Here is a 15,040-nt window from a genome sequence, read left to right as displayed (position 1 = left end):
GCCGGCCACTCGGTCAGCTTCTCCGCACCCACGACCGAACACTCCCAAAACGCGAAACGATTCCGGATCTGGCGTACTCGCCATCACCGTTCCCATAGGCCGAGCAGCTCAAGATGAAGTCGGGTTCGAGACCCTGCGCAGGCGGTGCTCAGCCCTGGGCGAGGTCGGCGAACCGGCTGTAGTGCAGCTGGTGGGCCACCGTGATGGTCGCGGTCGGGCCGGCGCGGTGCTTCGCGATGATCAGGTCCGCCTCGCCCGCCCGCGGGTCGTCGCGCTCCCACGCGTCCGGGCGGTTGATCAGGATCACCATGTCGGCGTCCTGCTCCAGCGAACCGGACTCGCGCAGGTCCGACAGCTGGGGCCGCTTGTCGGTCCGCTGCTCCGGGCCGCGGTTCAGCTGGCTGATCGCGATGACCGGCACCTCCAGCTCCTTCGCGATGAGCTTCAGGTTCCGGGAGAACTCCGAGACCTCCTGCTGGCGCGACTCGCTGCGCTTGCCCGACGACATCAGCTGGAGGTAGTCGACCACCACCAGGCGCAGGTCGTGGCGCTGCTTGAGGCGCCTGGCCTTGGCCCTGATCTCCATCATGGTCAGGTTCGGCGAGTCGTCGACGAACAGCGGCGCCTCGCTGATCTCGCTCATCCGCCTGGCCAGCCTGGTCCAGTCGTCGTCGCTCATCCGGCCACCGCGCATGTCGCCGAGCCGGATGCGGGCCTCGGCGGACAGCATCCGCATGACGATCTCGGTGCGGCTCATCTCCAGCGAGAAGATCGCGCTGGTCAGGCCGTGCTTCACCGAGCACGACCGGGCGAAGTCGAGGCCCAGGGTGGACTTGCCGACACCGGGGCGGGCCGCCACGATGATCATCTGGCCGGGGTGGAGGCCGTTGGTCAGCTCGTCCAGGTCGGCGAAGCCCGTGGGGATGCCCAGCGACGAGCCGCCGCGCGAGGCGATGGCGTCGATCTCGTCCATCGTCGGCTGGAGCAGCTCCTCCAGCACCACGTAGTCCTCGGTCGTGCGGCGCTCGGTGACCTCGTAGATGGCGGCCTGCGCGCGGTCGACGACCTCGTCCACGTCGGCGCCCTCCGCGCCGTTGTACCCGAGCTGGACGATCCGGGTGCCCGCCTCCACCAGCCGCCGCAGCACGGCCTTCTCCGCCACGATCTCGGCGTAGTAGGAGGCGTTCGCGGCGGTCGGCACGGTCGCGATCAGCGTGTGCAGGTACGGCGCGCCGCCCACGCGCAGCAGCTCGCCCCGGCGCTCCAGCTCCGCCGACACCGTGATCGGGTCGGCGGGCTCGCCCCGCCCGTAGAGGTCGAGGATGCAGTCGTACACCGCCTGGTGCGCGGGCCGGTAGAAGTCGTTGGGCGCGAGCACCTCGACGACGTCGGCGATGGCGTCCTTGCTCAGCAGCATCCCGCCCAGCACGGACTGCTCCGCGGCCAGGTCCTGTGGCGGCTGCCGTTCGAAACCGGGCTCGGCCATGCCCCGGTCGTCCACCAGCGCCACCGCGCACTCACCCCAATCAGTCCGAGTCCCCAGTTCTACCCCGCGGGTACGACAATTCCCGCGAGCCACACCCCGTGACCTCGCGGACGCTAGAGGCACCCGGATGGCGCAGGCAACCGCCCCTGGGGACAGACCGGTGGACAGGTTGGGGATGGTTCCCGCGGATTGGCCACAGTGCCGTGGAAAGCTGTGGACAACCTGGGTACAACTCGGGCCGTGACAGAAGTTTTCGCAGGTAGCACCCTGTGGATAACTTTGTGGAAAAGTCCTTCGTCACACCCTCGGCGTGTCGCGTGTAACCGGCCGCACGGCGTGTCGCGGTGGACCTGTCACACGGGTTGTCCACAGGCGGACGCACGAGAGCGCCGCCCGACCGGAGTATCCGGCGGAACGGCGCTCTCGGTGACGAATCGCGGGTGCGATCAGCCGGCGGCGGCGACCTCGACGGCCAGCGACACCGTGACCTCCGGGTGCAGGCGCACCGACACGGTGTGCTTGCCCAGGGTCTTGATGTGGCCGCCGATCTCCACGGCGCGCTTGTCCAGCGTCGGGCCACCGGCGTTGCGCACGGCGGACACGACGTCGGACGAGGTGACCGAGCCGAACAGCTTCTTCGAGCCGACGGCGGCCTTCGCCTTGAGGGTCACGGAGCCCAGGCCCTCCAGGCTGGCCTTGATCTCCTTGGCGTGGTCCAGGTCGCGGACCCGGCGGGTCTCCTGCGCACGGCGGATGACCTCGACCTGCTTGGCCGCGCCCTTGGTGGCGAGGATCGCCAGGCCGCGGGGCAGCAGGTAGTTCCGGCCGTAGCCGTCCTTGACCTCGACGATGTCGCCGGGGCCACCGAGGCCGCTGACGTCAGCGGTGAGGATGAGCTTCACGGTGTCTCCCCTTTCTCAGCGAGCGGTCGAGGTGTAGGGCAGCAGCGCCATCTCGCGGGCGTTCTTGACCGCGACGGCGACGTCGCGCTGGTGCTGCGAGCAGTTGCCGGTCACCCGGCGGGCGCGGATCTTGCCCCGGTCCGAGATGTACTTCCGGAGCAGGGTGGTGTCCTTGTAGTCGATCGCGTGCGCGTTGCGGTCCTTGCAGAACGCGCAGACCTTCTTCTTGGGCTTGCGCACAGGCGGCTTGGCCATGTGGGTCACTCCTGGGATAACGCGGTGAAGTTGATGGGTGCGGGTCTAGAAGGGGGGCTCGTCGGAGAAGCCGCCGCCCGAACCGGCCGGGGGCGCGGAGCCCCACGGGTCGTCGGCCGGCGCGCCGCCACCGCCGCGGGTCTGGCCGCCGCCGCCGAAGCCGCCGCCGCCGTCTCCCCGGCTCACCTTGTTGACCTTCGCGGTCGCGTACCGCAGCGAGGGGCCGATCTCGTCGACCTCCAGCTCGATGACGGTGCGCTTCTCGCCTTCCTTCGTCTCGAAGGAACGCTGGCGCAGCCGCCCGCTCACGATCACCCGCGAACCGCGGGTGAGCGACTCGGCCACGTTCTCCGCGACCTGCCGCCACACGTTGCACCGCAGGAACAGCGCCTCGCCGTCCTTCCACTCGCCGCTCTGGCGGTCGAAGGTCCGGGGCGTGGAGGCGACGGTGAAGCTCGCCACCGCGGCACCGGACTGGGTGAAGCGCAGTTCGGGGTCGGCGGTCAGGTTGCCGACCACCGTGATCGTCGTCTCGCCGGCCATGTCGGAGTGCTCCTAAGCCTTGGCGGGTGCGGCCTTGGCGGGCTCGCGGCGCAGGACCTTGGTCCGGAGCACCGTCTCCTGTAGACCGAGCTGGCGGTCCAGTTCCTTCACCGCGTCCGGCGTCGCGATCAGGTCGAGCACCGCGTAGATGCCCTCGGTGTTCTTGCTGATCTCGAAGCTCAGCCGGCGCTTGCCCCACACCTCGACCTTCTCGACGTTGCCGCCCGTGGTGCGGATGACGTTGAGGAACGTGTCGAGCGAGGGCGCGATGGTGCGCTCGTCGAGACTGGGGTCCAGGATGACCATGACTTCGTAATGACGCATGAAGACCACTCACCTCCTGTGGACTCGGCGGCCACGGACTCTCCGTGGCAGGAGGGGTCGTTGCGTCAGCAACCCGGAGAGGTTAGCAAAACCGCCGGGTGGACCCCGCGCCAGGGCGGCCGGCGGGCGGCCGGGGCGGGGTGGGCCGGGTCGCGGGAGGGCCCGCGACCGGTGGGCGTCCGCGCACGGTGGCGACCGCGAGGGGCCGGGTCGCCGCTGGAGGTGGGGCGGGGTCAGCCGGTCCGGACCGCGCGGCGCAGGACCCACGTGCGGACCAGCGCGCCCGTCACGCACGACAGCAGGAGCACGGCCAGCAGCACCGGCGCCGCCACGCCGCCGCCACCCCGGCCCGTGCCGGGCAGGGCCTGGGCGCGGCCCGCGGTCTGCACGCCGTCGGCGTCCGCGCCCGGCAGGCCGTGGCCGGGCCGGTAGCCGGGCACGGTGCCGCCGTAGCGCACGCCGGGCGACGGGGCGAACCGGCCGGGCACGGCGAACGGCAGCGAGCCGTAGCCGACCAGCGGCACGCGGCCGAAGTTCCCGCCGAACGGGTCCGCCCCGTACAGCGGCAGGTCCAGCGCGCCGACGCCGCCGACCGGGGTGGAGCCCGGCCGGGCGTCGCCGGGCTGCCCGAGGCCGGGCGTGCCGCCGGGCTGCCCGGTGCCGGGCCGGCCCGTCGGCGGCGTGCCGGGGTTGGGCGTGGGCTTGCCCTCCGGCAGGCCCGGCAGCCGACCGGTGACCTGCCCGGACGCGTCGGCGACCGCCTTGGAGCCGTCCTGCACGGGCGCGGCGGCGGCGTTCACGCCGGTCACCGTCACGCCGCAGAGCTTCGTCAGGGTGGTCCGCACGCTGGTGGTCAGCGTGGTGATCACCGGGCCGAGCAGCGGGAGCTTGTCCAACTCCGCCACGACCCTGTCCGCGATCTCGCCGCCGGTGATGACGCCCGAGCCGGTGGGCACCGCGCCGATCGGGATGGGCGGCAGCGCGGTGAACGCCGCCTTGAACGGCTCCGCGAGCGGCGGCCCGAGCAGCGGTACGGCGCGGACCAGGTCGACCACCGGCTGCACGACCGCGGTGGGGCTCAGCGACACCGGTGCGCCGGGAGCGCCCTGGACGGTGGTGGCGCACTCGCCGACCACCACGGGCTCGGTGGCGGACGCGGTGCCCGCGCCGGCACCGGCGACCGCGCACACCACGGCGGTCGCGCCGAACAGCCGGGTGACTCGGGTCCGCATGGCTGGGCCTCCCCTGTACTCGGCTCCGCACCGTCCCTACTTGCAAGTAACGAGCCTAGGGCCTCGTGGTGACGTGCGTCATGCCGGAAGCGACAAAATTTCGCGTCGGCGGTGCCGGCCGGCTTGTCGGTGCACCCGACTACGCTTCAGCCATGCGCATCGGAGCCCACGTCCGGGACGACGACCCGCTGGGCGCCGCGGTCGCTCGCGGGGCCGAGGTCGTCCAGTTCTTCCTGGCCGACCCGCAGGGCTGGAAGGCGCCCAAGCCGCACCCGCGGACCGACGAGCTGGTGGCCTCCGACCTCGACGTCTTCATCCACGCCCCGTACCTGGCGAACGTGGCGTCGCTCAACAACCGCATCCGCATCCCGTCCCGCAAGATGGTCCTCCAGCACGCCGAGGCCGCGGCCAAGGTGGGCGCGAAGGGCCTGATCGTGCACGGCGGCCACGTCGCCAAGGGCGAGGACCCGGCCGACGGCATCGCGAACTGGCGCAAGATGTTCGAGCGCCAGGCCGCGGACGGCGGGTTCGCGGTCCCGATCCTGATCGAGAACACCGCGGGCGGCGAGAACGCGATGGCCCGCACGTTCGACATGCTGGGCCGCCTGTGGGACGCGGTCGGCGAGTTCGACGCCGGGTTCTGCCTGGACACCTGCCACGCGTTCGCGTCCGGCGAGGACCTGGTCGGCATCGTGGACCGGGTCAAGGCGATCACCGGCCGCATCGACCTCGTGCACCTGAACAGCTCGCGCGACGAGTTCGGCTCCGGCCGCGACCGGCACGCCAACCTCGCGTCGGGCACGATCGACCCGGCGCAGCTGGTCGCGGTGGTCGCCGCGGCGGGCGCGCCGGCACTGGTCGAGACCCCGGAGGAAGGGCAGGCGGAGGACATCGCGTTCCTCCGCGAGCACCTGGCCCGGTGAGCGCGACGCGGGTGGGCGCGACCGTGCCCGGACACCGCTCCGAGCGGCGGTCCCACCGGTTCGGCCGCGCCGCCCTCGCCGCCCTGGTCCTGCTGTGCGGGCTCACCCTGCTGCTCGGGTTCGCGAACAAGGACCGCTGCACGGGGCCGGCGTTCGACCAGTGGGGTCGCAGCCAGCCCCACTACGAGCAGCGCAACAAGGCGGACGTCTGCTACTCGGACATCCAGCACCTGTGGATCGGCCGGGACATCGACCGGCACGTGTTCCCCTACGTCGACGGCGGCATCACCGACAAGGGCGTGCTGACCGGCGGCACGGTCGAGTACCCGGTGCTGACGGGCCTGCTGATCTGGGCGGGCGCGATCCCGGCGCACGACGACGCGGGCTTCCTGCTGTTCTCGGCGCTGCTGATGGCGCCGTTCGGGCTGGCCGCGGCGTGGCTGCTGGGGAAGCTGAGCGGGTGGCGGGCGCTGCTGTGGGCGATCGGGCCGCCGATGGTGCTCTACGCGTACCACAACTGGGACCTGCCGGTGGCGTTCTGCTCGGTGGCCGCCGTGTACGTGGTGCACCGGGGCTGGGGTCGGACGCCGAGACCGCTGGTCGACCGGGCCGTCGTGGCGGGCGTGCTGCTGGGCCTCGGGTTCGCGTTCAAGCTCTACCCGGCGGCCTTCGTGCTGCCGCTGTGCCTGTACGTGCTGACCGGTGGGCGCGAGGGCCCGGCCGAGGGCCGCGCCCGCGACTGGGAGGGCGCGGTGAAGGTCGCCCTCGCGTCGGTGGCGACCGTCGCCCTGGTGAACCTGCCGTTCGCGGTGGTCGGGTTCGAGGGCTGGCAGGCGTCGTTCACCTTCCAGCAGCTGCGCCGGGTGGACATCACCACGAACTCCGTCTGGTTCTGGTCGATGCGGCCGTTCATGCCGGACGACACGATGCAGGCCCTGGTGAACGTCCTGTCGCCGGTGGGCATCCTGCTGTCGTTCGCGCTCGCGTGCTGGATCGGCTGGCGGCGGTACCGGCGCGAGGGCGTGTACCCGTGGGTGTCGGTGTCGGCGGCCATGCTGTGCGGGTTCCTGCTGCTGCACAAGGTGCACTCGCCGCAGTACACGCTGTGGCTGGTGCCCATGTTCGTGCTGCTGCGCGTCCCGCTGGGCTGGGTGTTCGCGTACTTCGCGGCGGACCTCGCGATGGGCATCGGCATCTTCCGCTGGTACTACGCGATCCAGTTCGGCCAGCCGTCCGGCATCTACGACGGCTTCTCCGCGCAGGCCGTGGTGATCGGCGTGTGGGGCCGGGCCGCGCTGCTCGCGGTGTTGTTCTTCCTGTTCCTGAGGTCGCAGGTGTCCTTCCGCGACCGGCCGCCGGCGCGGTCCCCGACCGCGGGGGTGATCGACGCGTGACCGAACTCCCACCGGCGGTGTCCTCGACCGGGCCCGCCGGGGCCGACCCCGCCTTCCTGGACACGACCCGCGCCGCGTACGACGCGGTGGCGGTCGACTACGAGGCGCTGCTGCGCGACCAGCTCGCGCGCGGCGTGGTGGACCGGGCGGTGCTGGGCGCGTTCGCCGAATCGGCGTCGGGGCCGGTCCTGGACGTCGGCTGCGGGCCCGGCCGCGTCACCACCCACCTGGCCGGCCTCGGCCTGGACGTGTCCGGTGTCGACCTGTCGCCCGGAATGGTCGCCGTGGCCCGGACCCGGTACCCGGACCTGCGGTTCGAGGTGGGCTCGATGACCGACCTCGACCACCCGGACGGCGGCCTGGGCGGTGTCGTGGCGTGGTACTCGGTGATCCACGTCCCGCCGCACCTGCACCCCGGCGTGTTCGCGGGGTTCCACCGCGTCCTGCGGCCGGGCGGGCACCTGCTGGTGGCGTTCCAGGTCGGCGACGAGCGCCGCGACTTCACCGAGGGGTACGGCCACGAGATCACCCTGAGCGCCTACCGGCTGCGGCCGGAGCGGGTCGCCGAGCAGCTCGTCGACGCCGGCTTCGAGCCGCACTCCACGCTGGTGCGCGCGCCGGAACCGCCGAACGAGAAGACGCCGCAGGCGTACCTGCTCGTGCGCAAGCCCTGACCGGTCCCCCGGCGCGCCGGGGGACGGGCCGGGGTGCGTCAGGCGTGCCGCGGCGCGGCGCGGCGCGGCACGCGGAGCACCCGCTTGTCCGGGGCCTCGTCCAGGAAACCGCCGCACGGGTCGTCGTCGCCCGTCCGCCGCACCAGGTCCAGCGACGGCCGGTAGACCTCGCGCACGACGAGCACGCACAGCGCGATCACCGCGACGTCCCGCACCAGCACCGCGCCCAGGAACCAGTCGATCGGCAGGCCCTTGTTCTCCACGCCCAGGTAGAAGTACATCCGGGGCACCCAGACCAGCGCGTCCACCGCCATCCACGCCAGCAGCGGCTTCCAGCGCGGCAGCGCCAGCACGGCCAGCGGCACCAGCCACAGCGAGTACTGCGGGCTCCACACCTTGTTCGTCAGCAGGAACGCCGCCACCACCAGGAAACCGAGCTGCGGCAACCGGGGGCGGGTCGGCGCGGACAGCGCCACGTACCCGATCGCCGCGCAGCACAGGAGGAACAGCACCGCGCTCACCGTGTTCAGCACCTCGGGCGCCTGCCCCGGCAGGAGGCCGGGGTCGAAGCCGCGCCAGTCGGTCCACTGCGCGACCACGTTGTACAGCGAGTCGGGGTCGACCCCGCGCTCGGTGTTGAGCCGGAAGAACTCGCGCCACCCGTCCGGGTACAGGTAGGCGATGGGCGCGTTCACCACCGCCCACGTCGCCAGCGTCGCGCTCAGCGTCGTCAGCCCCGCCTTCATCCGGTCCGCGCGCCAGCACAGCAGCAGCAGGGGGCCGAGCAGGAACAGCGGGTACAGCTTGGCCGCACCGCCGAGGCCCAGCAGGACGCCCGCCACCAAGGGCTTCTTCCGCGCCCACGCCAGCAGGCCGGCGGTCGCGAACGCCGTCGCCAGCGTGTCGAAGTTGGTGAAGGCGTGCACCACCACCAGCGGTGACACCGCGACCAGCGCCGCGTCCCACGGCCGCCGCCGCGCCAGCCCCACCACCGCCCACGTCGTCACCAGCCACGCCAGCGCCAGCCACAGCGCGGTGATGTCGAAGTAGACGATCACGGTCATCGGGTTCGGCAGCCAGCCGGTCTCCGCGATCCGCGTCCAGCCCTGCGCCATCCGCGCGTTGAGCCATTGGAACATCCCGGTCAGCACCGGGTACTCCATGTACCGGACGTGCTCGGTCGGCTTGCCCTCGTCGTCCACCCAGGACGTCTTGTAGGGGAAGGTGTCCGGCTTGTCGAGCCGTTCCGCCGTGTACAGCGGCACGGTGTCCGAATAGCACAGTGCGGTGAACTGCTTGCTGCCCCGCCAGTCGAGCTGCACGGTGCCGTTGGCGTCCACGTACTGCTGGATGCACGGCGACTTCTGGAGGTACGCGAACGACAGCGTCACCACGGCCAGCAGCAGCACGACCCGCAGCGGCGTCCAGAACCACTGCCTGCCGACCGCGGCGTGCCTGCCCACCGGTCCGCCGAGCGGCTTGGCCGCCGCTCGCGCCAACGGCTCGGTCCACGTCGGGCGGACGCGCTCGTCGGCGCCGAGCGAATCGGTGTCGTCGGCGTGCACCGGCACGTGCTGCGAAGGACTCACCACGTGCCGGATGCTACGGGCAGCGGTCGACGATCGCGGTGAAGGAGCGCCTTCCCGATCACCGCGGCCCGAAGTGCCGCTCGCCGCGACCTCGACGCCGCGACCTCGGTGGTCCGCCCCCGGGCGCGAAAAACGGCGAGGCACGCGGGAATCGCGTGCCTCGCCGTCCTCCGACCGGTGCCGGCGCTATCTCGTCGGCGGGTTGCCGTTGATCGGGTTCGGGTCCGGCGGGTCCGTCGGCACCGTCGTGGTCTGGCACCGCAGGCCCACGCACGGCTTGGTCGTCGGGGTCGTCGGGGCCGTCGTCTCGTCCCGCGTCGGCCTGGTCGGCGTCGTGGTCGTCGTCCGGTTGTCCTTGTCGTCCTCTTCGTCCTCGTCCTTCGGCACCGTGGTGGTCGGCACCGTGGTGGTGATCTTCGGCGCTTCCAGCTGGCCGATCGGGTTCGGCTTGGGGAACTTGTCCATCGGCGCGCCGGCCATCGCCTTGTCCATGAACGTCTTCCAGATCTTGCCGGGGACGCCGCTGCCGTAGATGTCGTCGCCGTCCTTGTCGACCAGCGCGATGTTGCCCGCGTCGGTGCCCACCCACACGCCGGCGGCGAGGGTCGGCGTGTAGCCCACCATCCACGCCTTGGCGTTCTTGGTGCTGTTGGCGAGCTCGTGCGTGCCGGTCTTGCCCGCGCACTCGCGCTTCTCGGCGCACGCGATCTTCCCGGAGGGGATCGCCTTCAGCACGTCGGTGACGTTGTCGGCGATGTCCTGGCTCTTCTTCGGGTCCGGGTCGAACGCCGAGCGGGTGACGTCCGTGTGCGTGTACAGCGGCTCGCCCGCGGCGTCGGTGATCTTCGAGACGAAGTACGGCTCGTGGTACACGCCGCGCGCCGCGAACGTCGCGTACGTCGAGGTCATGTCGAACGGTCGCACGAGCGTCTGGCCACCGCCGATGGAGATGTTGCCGTCCGGCTGGCCGCCGCTCTCGGAGACCAGCAGCGGTCGCGTCTTGCCGTCCATCTGGATCTGCCGCGGGATGCCCGCCTGGAAGGCGGCCTCCGCGACCTTGCCGGTGCCGAGCTGGATCGCCATGTCGAAGAACACGGTGTTGACCGACTTGACCATCGCCTCGCGGACGCTGCAGTGCTTCGGGTTGTCGCACTTGACGCCGGGCGAGTTGCGCACGGGGTTGTTCTCGCCGCGGCCGGGGAACGTCCGGGGCGAGCTGCCGTCGTAGAGCTTGCCCGCGCCCTCGCCCTTCTGGAGCGCGGCGACGAAGTCGAACGGCTTGAACGACGAGCCGGGCTCCTGGAGCGTGCCGAGCTGGTAGTCGATGCCGTTGCCGTCACCGCCCCAGTAGGCCCGGACCGCGCCGGTGCCCGGCTCGATGGCCGACATGGAGGTCCGCAGCACGTCGGGCTGGCCCTCCATCACCTCGTTGACCGCCTCCTCGGCGGCGGTCTGCATCCGCGGGTCGATGGTGGTGTGGACGATCGCGCCGGCCCGCTGGATCTTCTCGGAGTCCCACTTGTTCTTCGCCAGCTCGGCCTCGATCTGCAACCGGATGAGCAGGCGCGGCCCGTCCAGGCCGTTCTCCACGGTCTCCGCCAGCGGCCGGGGCGGCGGCAGCTTCTCGGCGTCGCGGTAGGACTGGTCGATCCACTTGTGCTTGAGCAGCTGGTCCATGACGTAGTTCCAGCGCTCGTCGCGGTAGGCGGCTTCCTCCGACCGGCTGGGGCTCTGGATCATGCCGGCGATCAGCGCGGCCTCGGACTGCGTGAGGTCGTGCAGGTTGTCCTTGTTGAAGTAGACCTTCGCGGCTTCCTTGATGCCGTAGGCGGAGCGCCCGAAGTAGATCGTGTTGAGGTAGGCGGTGAGGATGTCGCGCTTGTCCTGCTGCTCCGACATCTTGTACGCCTTGACGACCTCGTTGAACTTCCGGCTCAGCGTGGTGGAGTCGTCCTCGGTCGCCTGCTTGACGTACTGCTGCGTGAGGCCGGAGCCACCGCTGTCGCGGTTGGTCAGCTGGTACCAGACGGCGCGCCCGATGGCGCGGAAGTCGAAGCCGGGGTTGGTCTCGAACGTCGGGTCCTCGGCCGCGAACACCGCCCGCTTCACCTGCTCGGGCAGGTCGTCGTACTTGACGAGGGTGCGGTTCGCGCCCACCGGGGCGATCTTGGTCATCACCGACTCGTCGGAGTACAGGATGGTGACGGCCTTCGCCTGGTCGAACGCCACCTTCTCCGGGTTCGGCACGTCCACGACCTGGTAGGCGATGGCGAACGCGACGACCGGCGCGAGGATCATCAGGAACATGCCGACGTAGGAGATGCGCCGCACCCGCCGCCAGACCTTCTTCCGGCGCAGGGCCTTGACCTCCTGCTCGCTGGGCTCGTCCGCGTAGTCGTCGTCGTAGACGGGCTCGACCGGGAGCTCGTCCTCGCGGTGGGTCAGGAGTTCGGGTTCGCGCGCCACCGTCTGGTGCACCGGGGGCAGCAGGTCGGTCGGCTCCTCGCCGGGCCTGCGCGCGCCGCCGGGGCCGCCCGCGGGCGGGCGTCCGGGGGGCACGGGGCCGTTCGGGCCGGGCGGCCTGCGCAGGCCGCCGGGAGGGGTGGCGGGCCGGGGCACCTGCCGCGTGGCGTTGGGGTCGGCGTTGGCCGCGCCGGGCACACCGTGGCCGGGTGTACCGGGGCCGGGTGCGCCGGGGCCGTGCGGGCCGGGACGGGCGCCGGGACCACCGGGCACGCCGGGGCCGGGCACGCCGGGGCCGCCGCGCCTGCCGTCCGCGGGCGGGCCGCCGGGCCGCCCGCCCGGCTCGGGCGCGTGACGGCGGCCACCCTGCGGGATGCCGCCGGGCGGGGTGCCGTGCGGCGGGCCGCCCTGCGGCAGACCGCCGGGCGGGGTGCCGGGGCCCTGCGGGATGCCGCCCGGAGGGGTGCCCGGCGGCCTGCCGCCCGGAGGCGGTCCGCCCGCGCCCGGCCGGGAGAACCCGCCGGGGGGCGTGCCGTGCCGTGGCGGGCCTTCCGGGCGTGCGAAACCTCCTGGAGAGGTGTTCGGACGCTCCGGCTGATCCCCGGCACCGTGCCGCGGCGGGTGCGCGCCACCGTCCGGGTCCTCCCCGGTCGGCCACTGCGGCTCCGCGCCACGGTGCCTGTCGTCATGCTGGTCGTTCACGAAATGGCCTCCCAGACCAGCGTGCCGTCGCACGCGGTTCGGTGGTCGTACGCCGTCGTCCGGGTGGACGACGCCCGAGGTCGGAGACGGTTCACTCCGCCGCGGTCCTCCTCCGTGGCTTGCGCGAGCCCACACCACGCGTTCCCAGGACGTATGACTGCACCAGGTGGTTCCAACTACATGTGCGGCAGACTTCCACCACGTACACGGTGAACTCCTCGAAGAGGGTCGCCATGCGCGTCAGCTCGTCGACGGTGCGCGCGGAGCCGGCCGCGTGCTTGAGTTCGTCGCCGTAGACCCAGGACACGTGGGTCAGCGGTTCCTTGCGGCACACCGGGCAGGTCACGTCGCTCGGTCGACCGTGGAACTTCGCGGCTCGCAGCAGGTACGGGCTCGCGTCGCAGACCTCCATCGTGCCCACCCGGCCCGCGTAGACCTCCGCCAGCAGCGCGCGGCGCTGCAAGGCGTAGTCCACCACCTGCCGTTGGGTCAGCACGGGACCAGAGTACGTGGCGGCCCAACCCCTTCGTTGGGCCGTTCGGGCCAGTGGTCGTGATCACGGTGTGACCTGCGCCGACACCGGCCTTCTCAAGTCGTGGACGGATGTATCGCACCGATATACTGGCCACACCCATCGGCGTGTGCGCGCGGGGAGGTGCCGGGTGCTGGAGTTCGCGATCCTCGGGCTGCTGCACGAGGCTCCAATGCACGGCTACGAGCTGCGCAAACGCTTGCACGAGCTGCTGGGCGCGTTCCGCGCGTTCTCCTACGGGACGCTGTACCCCACGCTGCGCCGGTTGCAGCGCGAGGGGTGGATCGTCGAGGAGGCGCCCGAGGACGTCCGGTCCTGGGGCCGTCGCGCGCGCAAGGTGTACCAGCTCACCGCCGAGGGTAAGGAGAGGTTCGCCGACCTGCTGGCCAACGCGGGCCCCCAGACCTGGGACGACGACTCGTTCGGCGTCCACCTGGCGTTCTTCTCCCGCACGCCCGCGGAGATCAGGATGCGGATCCTCGAAGGCAGGCGCAGGCGGGTCGAGGAGCGGCGGGAAGGGCTGCGGACGGCGTTATCGGGCGCGAGCGAGCGGATCGACCGCTACACGCGTGAGCTGCACCGCATGGGGTTGGAGAGCACCGAGCGCGAGGTGCGGTGGCTCAACGAGCTGATCGCGCACGAACAGGCCGAACAGCGCGAGCGGGACGAATAGCCCACTGGGCACTGACGGAGTGAACAAGAAGGAGGACTCGGCATGGGCGACAACCGCCGCACGGTTCGAGTGGCCATTGTCGGGGTTGGCAACTGCGCGGCGTCGCTGGTGCAGGGTGTCCACTACTACCGCGATGCCGATCCGGGTACCCGGGTGCCCGGGTTGATGCACGTCGAGTTCGGTGGCTACCACGTGCGGGACGTGGAGTTCGTGGCCGCGTTCGACGTGGATGCCAAGAAGGTCGGCACGGATCTGTCCGAGGCGATCGGGGCCAGTGAGAACAACACGATCAAGATCGCCGATGTGCCGCCGTTGGGTGTGACGGTGCAGCGGGGGCCGACGTTGGACGGTCTGGGGCGGTTCTACCGGGAGACGATCGAGGAGTCCGACGAGGCGCCGGTGGACGTGGTGGCCGCGTTGCGTGACGCGGAGGTCGACGTGCTGGTGTCGTATCTGCCGGTGGGGTCGGAGGAGGCGGACCGGTTCTACGCGCGGGCCGCGATCGAGGCGCGGGTGGCGTTCGTCAACGCGTTGCCGGTGTTCATCGCCTCGGATCCGGAGTGGGCGCGCCGGTTCGAGGAGGCGGGTGTGCCGATCGTGGGTGACGACATCAAGTCGCAGGTGGGTGCGACGATCACGCATCGGGTGCTGGCCAGGCTGTTCGAGGACCGGGGTGTGCAGTTGGACCGGACCATGCAGTTGAACGTGGGCGGCAACATGGACTTTTTGAACATGAAGGAGTTGGAGCGGCTGGAGTCCAAGAAGGTCTCCAAGACGCAGGCGGTGACGTCGCAGGTCGATCGGGAGATGGGCAGGCGGAATGTGCACATCGGGCCGTCGGACTACGTGTCGTGGTTGGACGACCGGAAGTGGGCGTATGTGCGGTTGGAGGGTCGGGCGTTCGGTGACGTGCCGTTGAACCTGGAGTACAAGTTGGAGGTGTGGGACTCGCCGAACTCGGCGGGGATCATCATCGACGCGGTGCGGGCGGCGAAGATCGCGTTGGACCGGGGTGTCGGCGGGCCGATCCTGTCCGCGTCGTCGTACTTCATGAAGTCCCCGCCGGTGCAGTACTCCGACTCGGCGGCGCACGAGGCCGTCGAGGCGTTCATCCGCGGCGACGTCGAACGCTGACCTGACCCCGCGCACGCGCCGGCTCGCCGCCGCGTCCGGCGTCCGCACCCGAACCCCCGTGCCCGGCCTCCCGGTCGGGCACGGGGGTTCGTCGTCTCCCCGATCGGTCCACCGCTCCACCCGGACGGGCCGCGCGTGGCCGACCGGAGCAGCCGGTGGCGTGCCGCGACCGGTCGGTCCCCCGCACGCGCGGTGTCGGCGCCACCCACAGCGG

Annotated in this window: 14 protein-coding genes; 5 read left to right on the top strand and 9 right to left on the bottom strand. The window is 71.5% G+C overall.

Annotated features, from left to right (window positions below):
* Positions 1 to 148 precede the first annotated feature (148 nt).
* From dnaB to C8E97_RS01230, 6 genes are all read right to left on the bottom strand, one after another.
* A complete protein-coding gene (gene dnaB, locus C8E97_RS01255; RefSeq protein WP_374202988.1) occupies positions 149 to 1,510 on the bottom strand; it encodes a replicative DNA helicase in 1,362 nt (453 codons plus the stop codon).
* A gap of 422 nt (positions 1,511 to 1,932) precedes the next feature.
* A complete protein-coding gene (rplI, locus tag C8E97_RS01250; protein WP_121000840.1) occupies positions 1,933 to 2,388 on the bottom strand; it encodes a 50S ribosomal protein L9 in 456 nt (151 codons plus the stop codon).
* Positions 2,389 to 2,403: 15 nt separating this feature from the next.
* Positions 2,404 to 2,643, bottom strand: a complete 240-nt coding sequence (gene rpsR / locus C8E97_RS01245) for a 30S ribosomal protein S18 (RefSeq protein WP_015105786.1) — start codon at positions 2,641 to 2,643, stop codon at positions 2,404 to 2,406.
* 45 nt (positions 2,644 to 2,688) lie between these two features.
* The gene (locus C8E97_RS01240; RefSeq protein WP_121000838.1) at positions 2,689 to 3,186 is read right to left on the bottom strand and encodes a single-stranded DNA-binding protein; all 498 of its coding nucleotides are present in this window, start codon (positions 3,184 to 3,186) and stop codon (positions 2,689 to 2,691) included.
* 12 nt (positions 3,187 to 3,198) lie between these two features.
* Positions 3,199 to 3,510 (bottom strand): 30S ribosomal protein S6, encoded by a 312-nt coding sequence (gene rpsF / locus C8E97_RS01235; protein ID WP_121010531.1) that lies wholly within the window; start codon positions 3,508 to 3,510, stop codon positions 3,199 to 3,201.
* Between the two features lie 233 nt (positions 3,511 to 3,743).
* Positions 3,744 to 4,742 (bottom strand): hypothetical protein, encoded by a 999-nt coding sequence (locus tag C8E97_RS01230; RefSeq protein ID WP_121000836.1) that lies wholly within the window; start codon positions 4,740 to 4,742, stop codon positions 3,744 to 3,746.
* 152 nt (positions 4,743 to 4,894) lie between these two features.
* Between C8E97_RS01230 and C8E97_RS01225 the strand changes: the two genes are divergently transcribed.
* The 3 genes from C8E97_RS01225 to C8E97_RS01215 are packed head-to-tail and all read left to right on the top strand — an operon-like array spanning position 4,895 to position 7,733.
* Positions 4,895 to 5,665, top strand: coding sequence for a deoxyribonuclease IV (locus tag C8E97_RS01225; RefSeq protein ID WP_121000834.1), 771 nt, complete (start codon positions 4,895 to 4,897; stop codon positions 5,663 to 5,665).
* Positions 5,662 to 7,059: a glycosyltransferase family 87 protein gene (locus C8E97_RS01220; protein ID WP_246018593.1), complete on the top strand. Its 1,398-nt coding sequence runs from the start codon at positions 5,662 to 5,664 to the stop codon at positions 7,057 to 7,059. The genes C8E97_RS01225 and C8E97_RS01220 overlap by 4 nt, the downstream gene beginning before the upstream one ends.
* A complete protein-coding gene (locus C8E97_RS01215) occupies positions 7,056 to 7,733 on the top strand; it encodes a class I SAM-dependent DNA methyltransferase (protein ID WP_246018592.1) in 678 nt (225 codons plus the stop codon). The genes C8E97_RS01220 and C8E97_RS01215 overlap by 4 nt, the downstream gene beginning before the upstream one ends.
* Positions 7,734 to 7,771: 38 nt before the next feature.
* Here C8E97_RS01215 and C8E97_RS01210 read toward each other — a convergent pair whose 3' ends face one another.
* The 3 genes from C8E97_RS01210 to C8E97_RS01200 all read right to left on the bottom strand — a co-directional run bounded on the left by C8E97_RS01210 (position 7,772) and on the right by C8E97_RS01200 (position 12,983).
* Positions 7,772 to 9,325, bottom strand: coding sequence for a glycosyltransferase family 87 protein (locus C8E97_RS01210; protein ID WP_121000832.1), 1,554 nt, complete (start codon positions 9,323 to 9,325; stop codon positions 7,772 to 7,774).
* A 183-nt stretch (positions 9,326 to 9,508) separates the two neighbouring features.
* A complete protein-coding gene (locus C8E97_RS01205) occupies positions 9,509 to 12,487 on the bottom strand; it encodes a transglycosylase domain-containing protein (protein WP_281275304.1) in 2,979 nt (992 codons plus the stop codon).
* 91 nt (positions 12,488 to 12,578) lie between these two features.
* Positions 12,579 to 12,983, bottom strand: coding sequence for a DUF5318 domain-containing protein (locus C8E97_RS01200; protein ID WP_170211565.1), 405 nt, complete (start codon positions 12,981 to 12,983; stop codon positions 12,579 to 12,581).
* Between the two features lie 166 nt (positions 12,984 to 13,149).
* Between C8E97_RS01200 and C8E97_RS01195 the strand changes: the two genes are divergently transcribed.
* Together C8E97_RS01195 and C8E97_RS01190 are read left to right on the top strand one after the other, a co-directional pair.
* Positions 13,150 to 13,692, top strand: coding sequence for a PadR family transcriptional regulator (locus C8E97_RS01195; RefSeq protein ID WP_121000828.1), 543 nt, complete (start codon positions 13,150 to 13,152; stop codon positions 13,690 to 13,692).
* Between the two features lie 42 nt (positions 13,693 to 13,734).
* On the top strand, positions 13,735 to 14,826 hold the full coding sequence (locus C8E97_RS01190) for an inositol-3-phosphate synthase (RefSeq protein ID WP_121000825.1): 1,092 nt from the start codon (positions 13,735 to 13,737) through the stop codon (positions 14,824 to 14,826).
* Positions 14,827 to 15,040: the final 214 nt, after the last annotated feature.

The organism is Saccharothrix australiensis (genome assembly GCF_003634935.1).
In the GTDB taxonomy this organism is placed as follows: domain Bacteria; phylum Actinomycetota; class Actinomycetes; order Mycobacteriales; family Pseudonocardiaceae; genus Actinosynnema; species Actinosynnema australiense.
Note: the sequence above shows the minus strand (reverse complement) of the source record. Positions and strands in the feature narration are given on the sequence as shown.

Bases quoted from the DNA above. Each gene is read 5' to 3' on its own strand.
- rpsF (WP_121010531.1), bottom strand. From the start codon at position 3,510: ATGCGTCATTACGAAGTCATGGTCATCCTGGACCCCAGTCTCGACGAG.
- C8E97_RS01190 (WP_121000825.1), top strand. From the start codon at position 13,735: ATGGGCGACAACCGCCGCACGGTTCGAGTGGCCATTGTCGGGGTTGGC.
- C8E97_RS01240 (WP_121000838.1), bottom strand. From the start codon at position 3,186: ATGGCCGGCGAGACGACGATCACGGTGGTCGGCAACCTGACCGCCGAC.
- C8E97_RS01230 (WP_121000836.1), bottom strand. From the start codon at position 4,742: ATGCGGACCCGAGTCACCCGGCTGTTCGGCGCGACCGCCGTGGTGTGC.
- C8E97_RS01225 (WP_121000834.1), top strand. From the start codon at position 4,895: ATGCGCATCGGAGCCCACGTCCGGGACGACGACCCGCTGGGCGCCGCG.
- rpsR (WP_015105786.1), bottom strand. From the start codon at position 2,643: ATGGCCAAGCCGCCTGTGCGCAAGCCCAAGAAGAAGGTCTGCGCGTTC.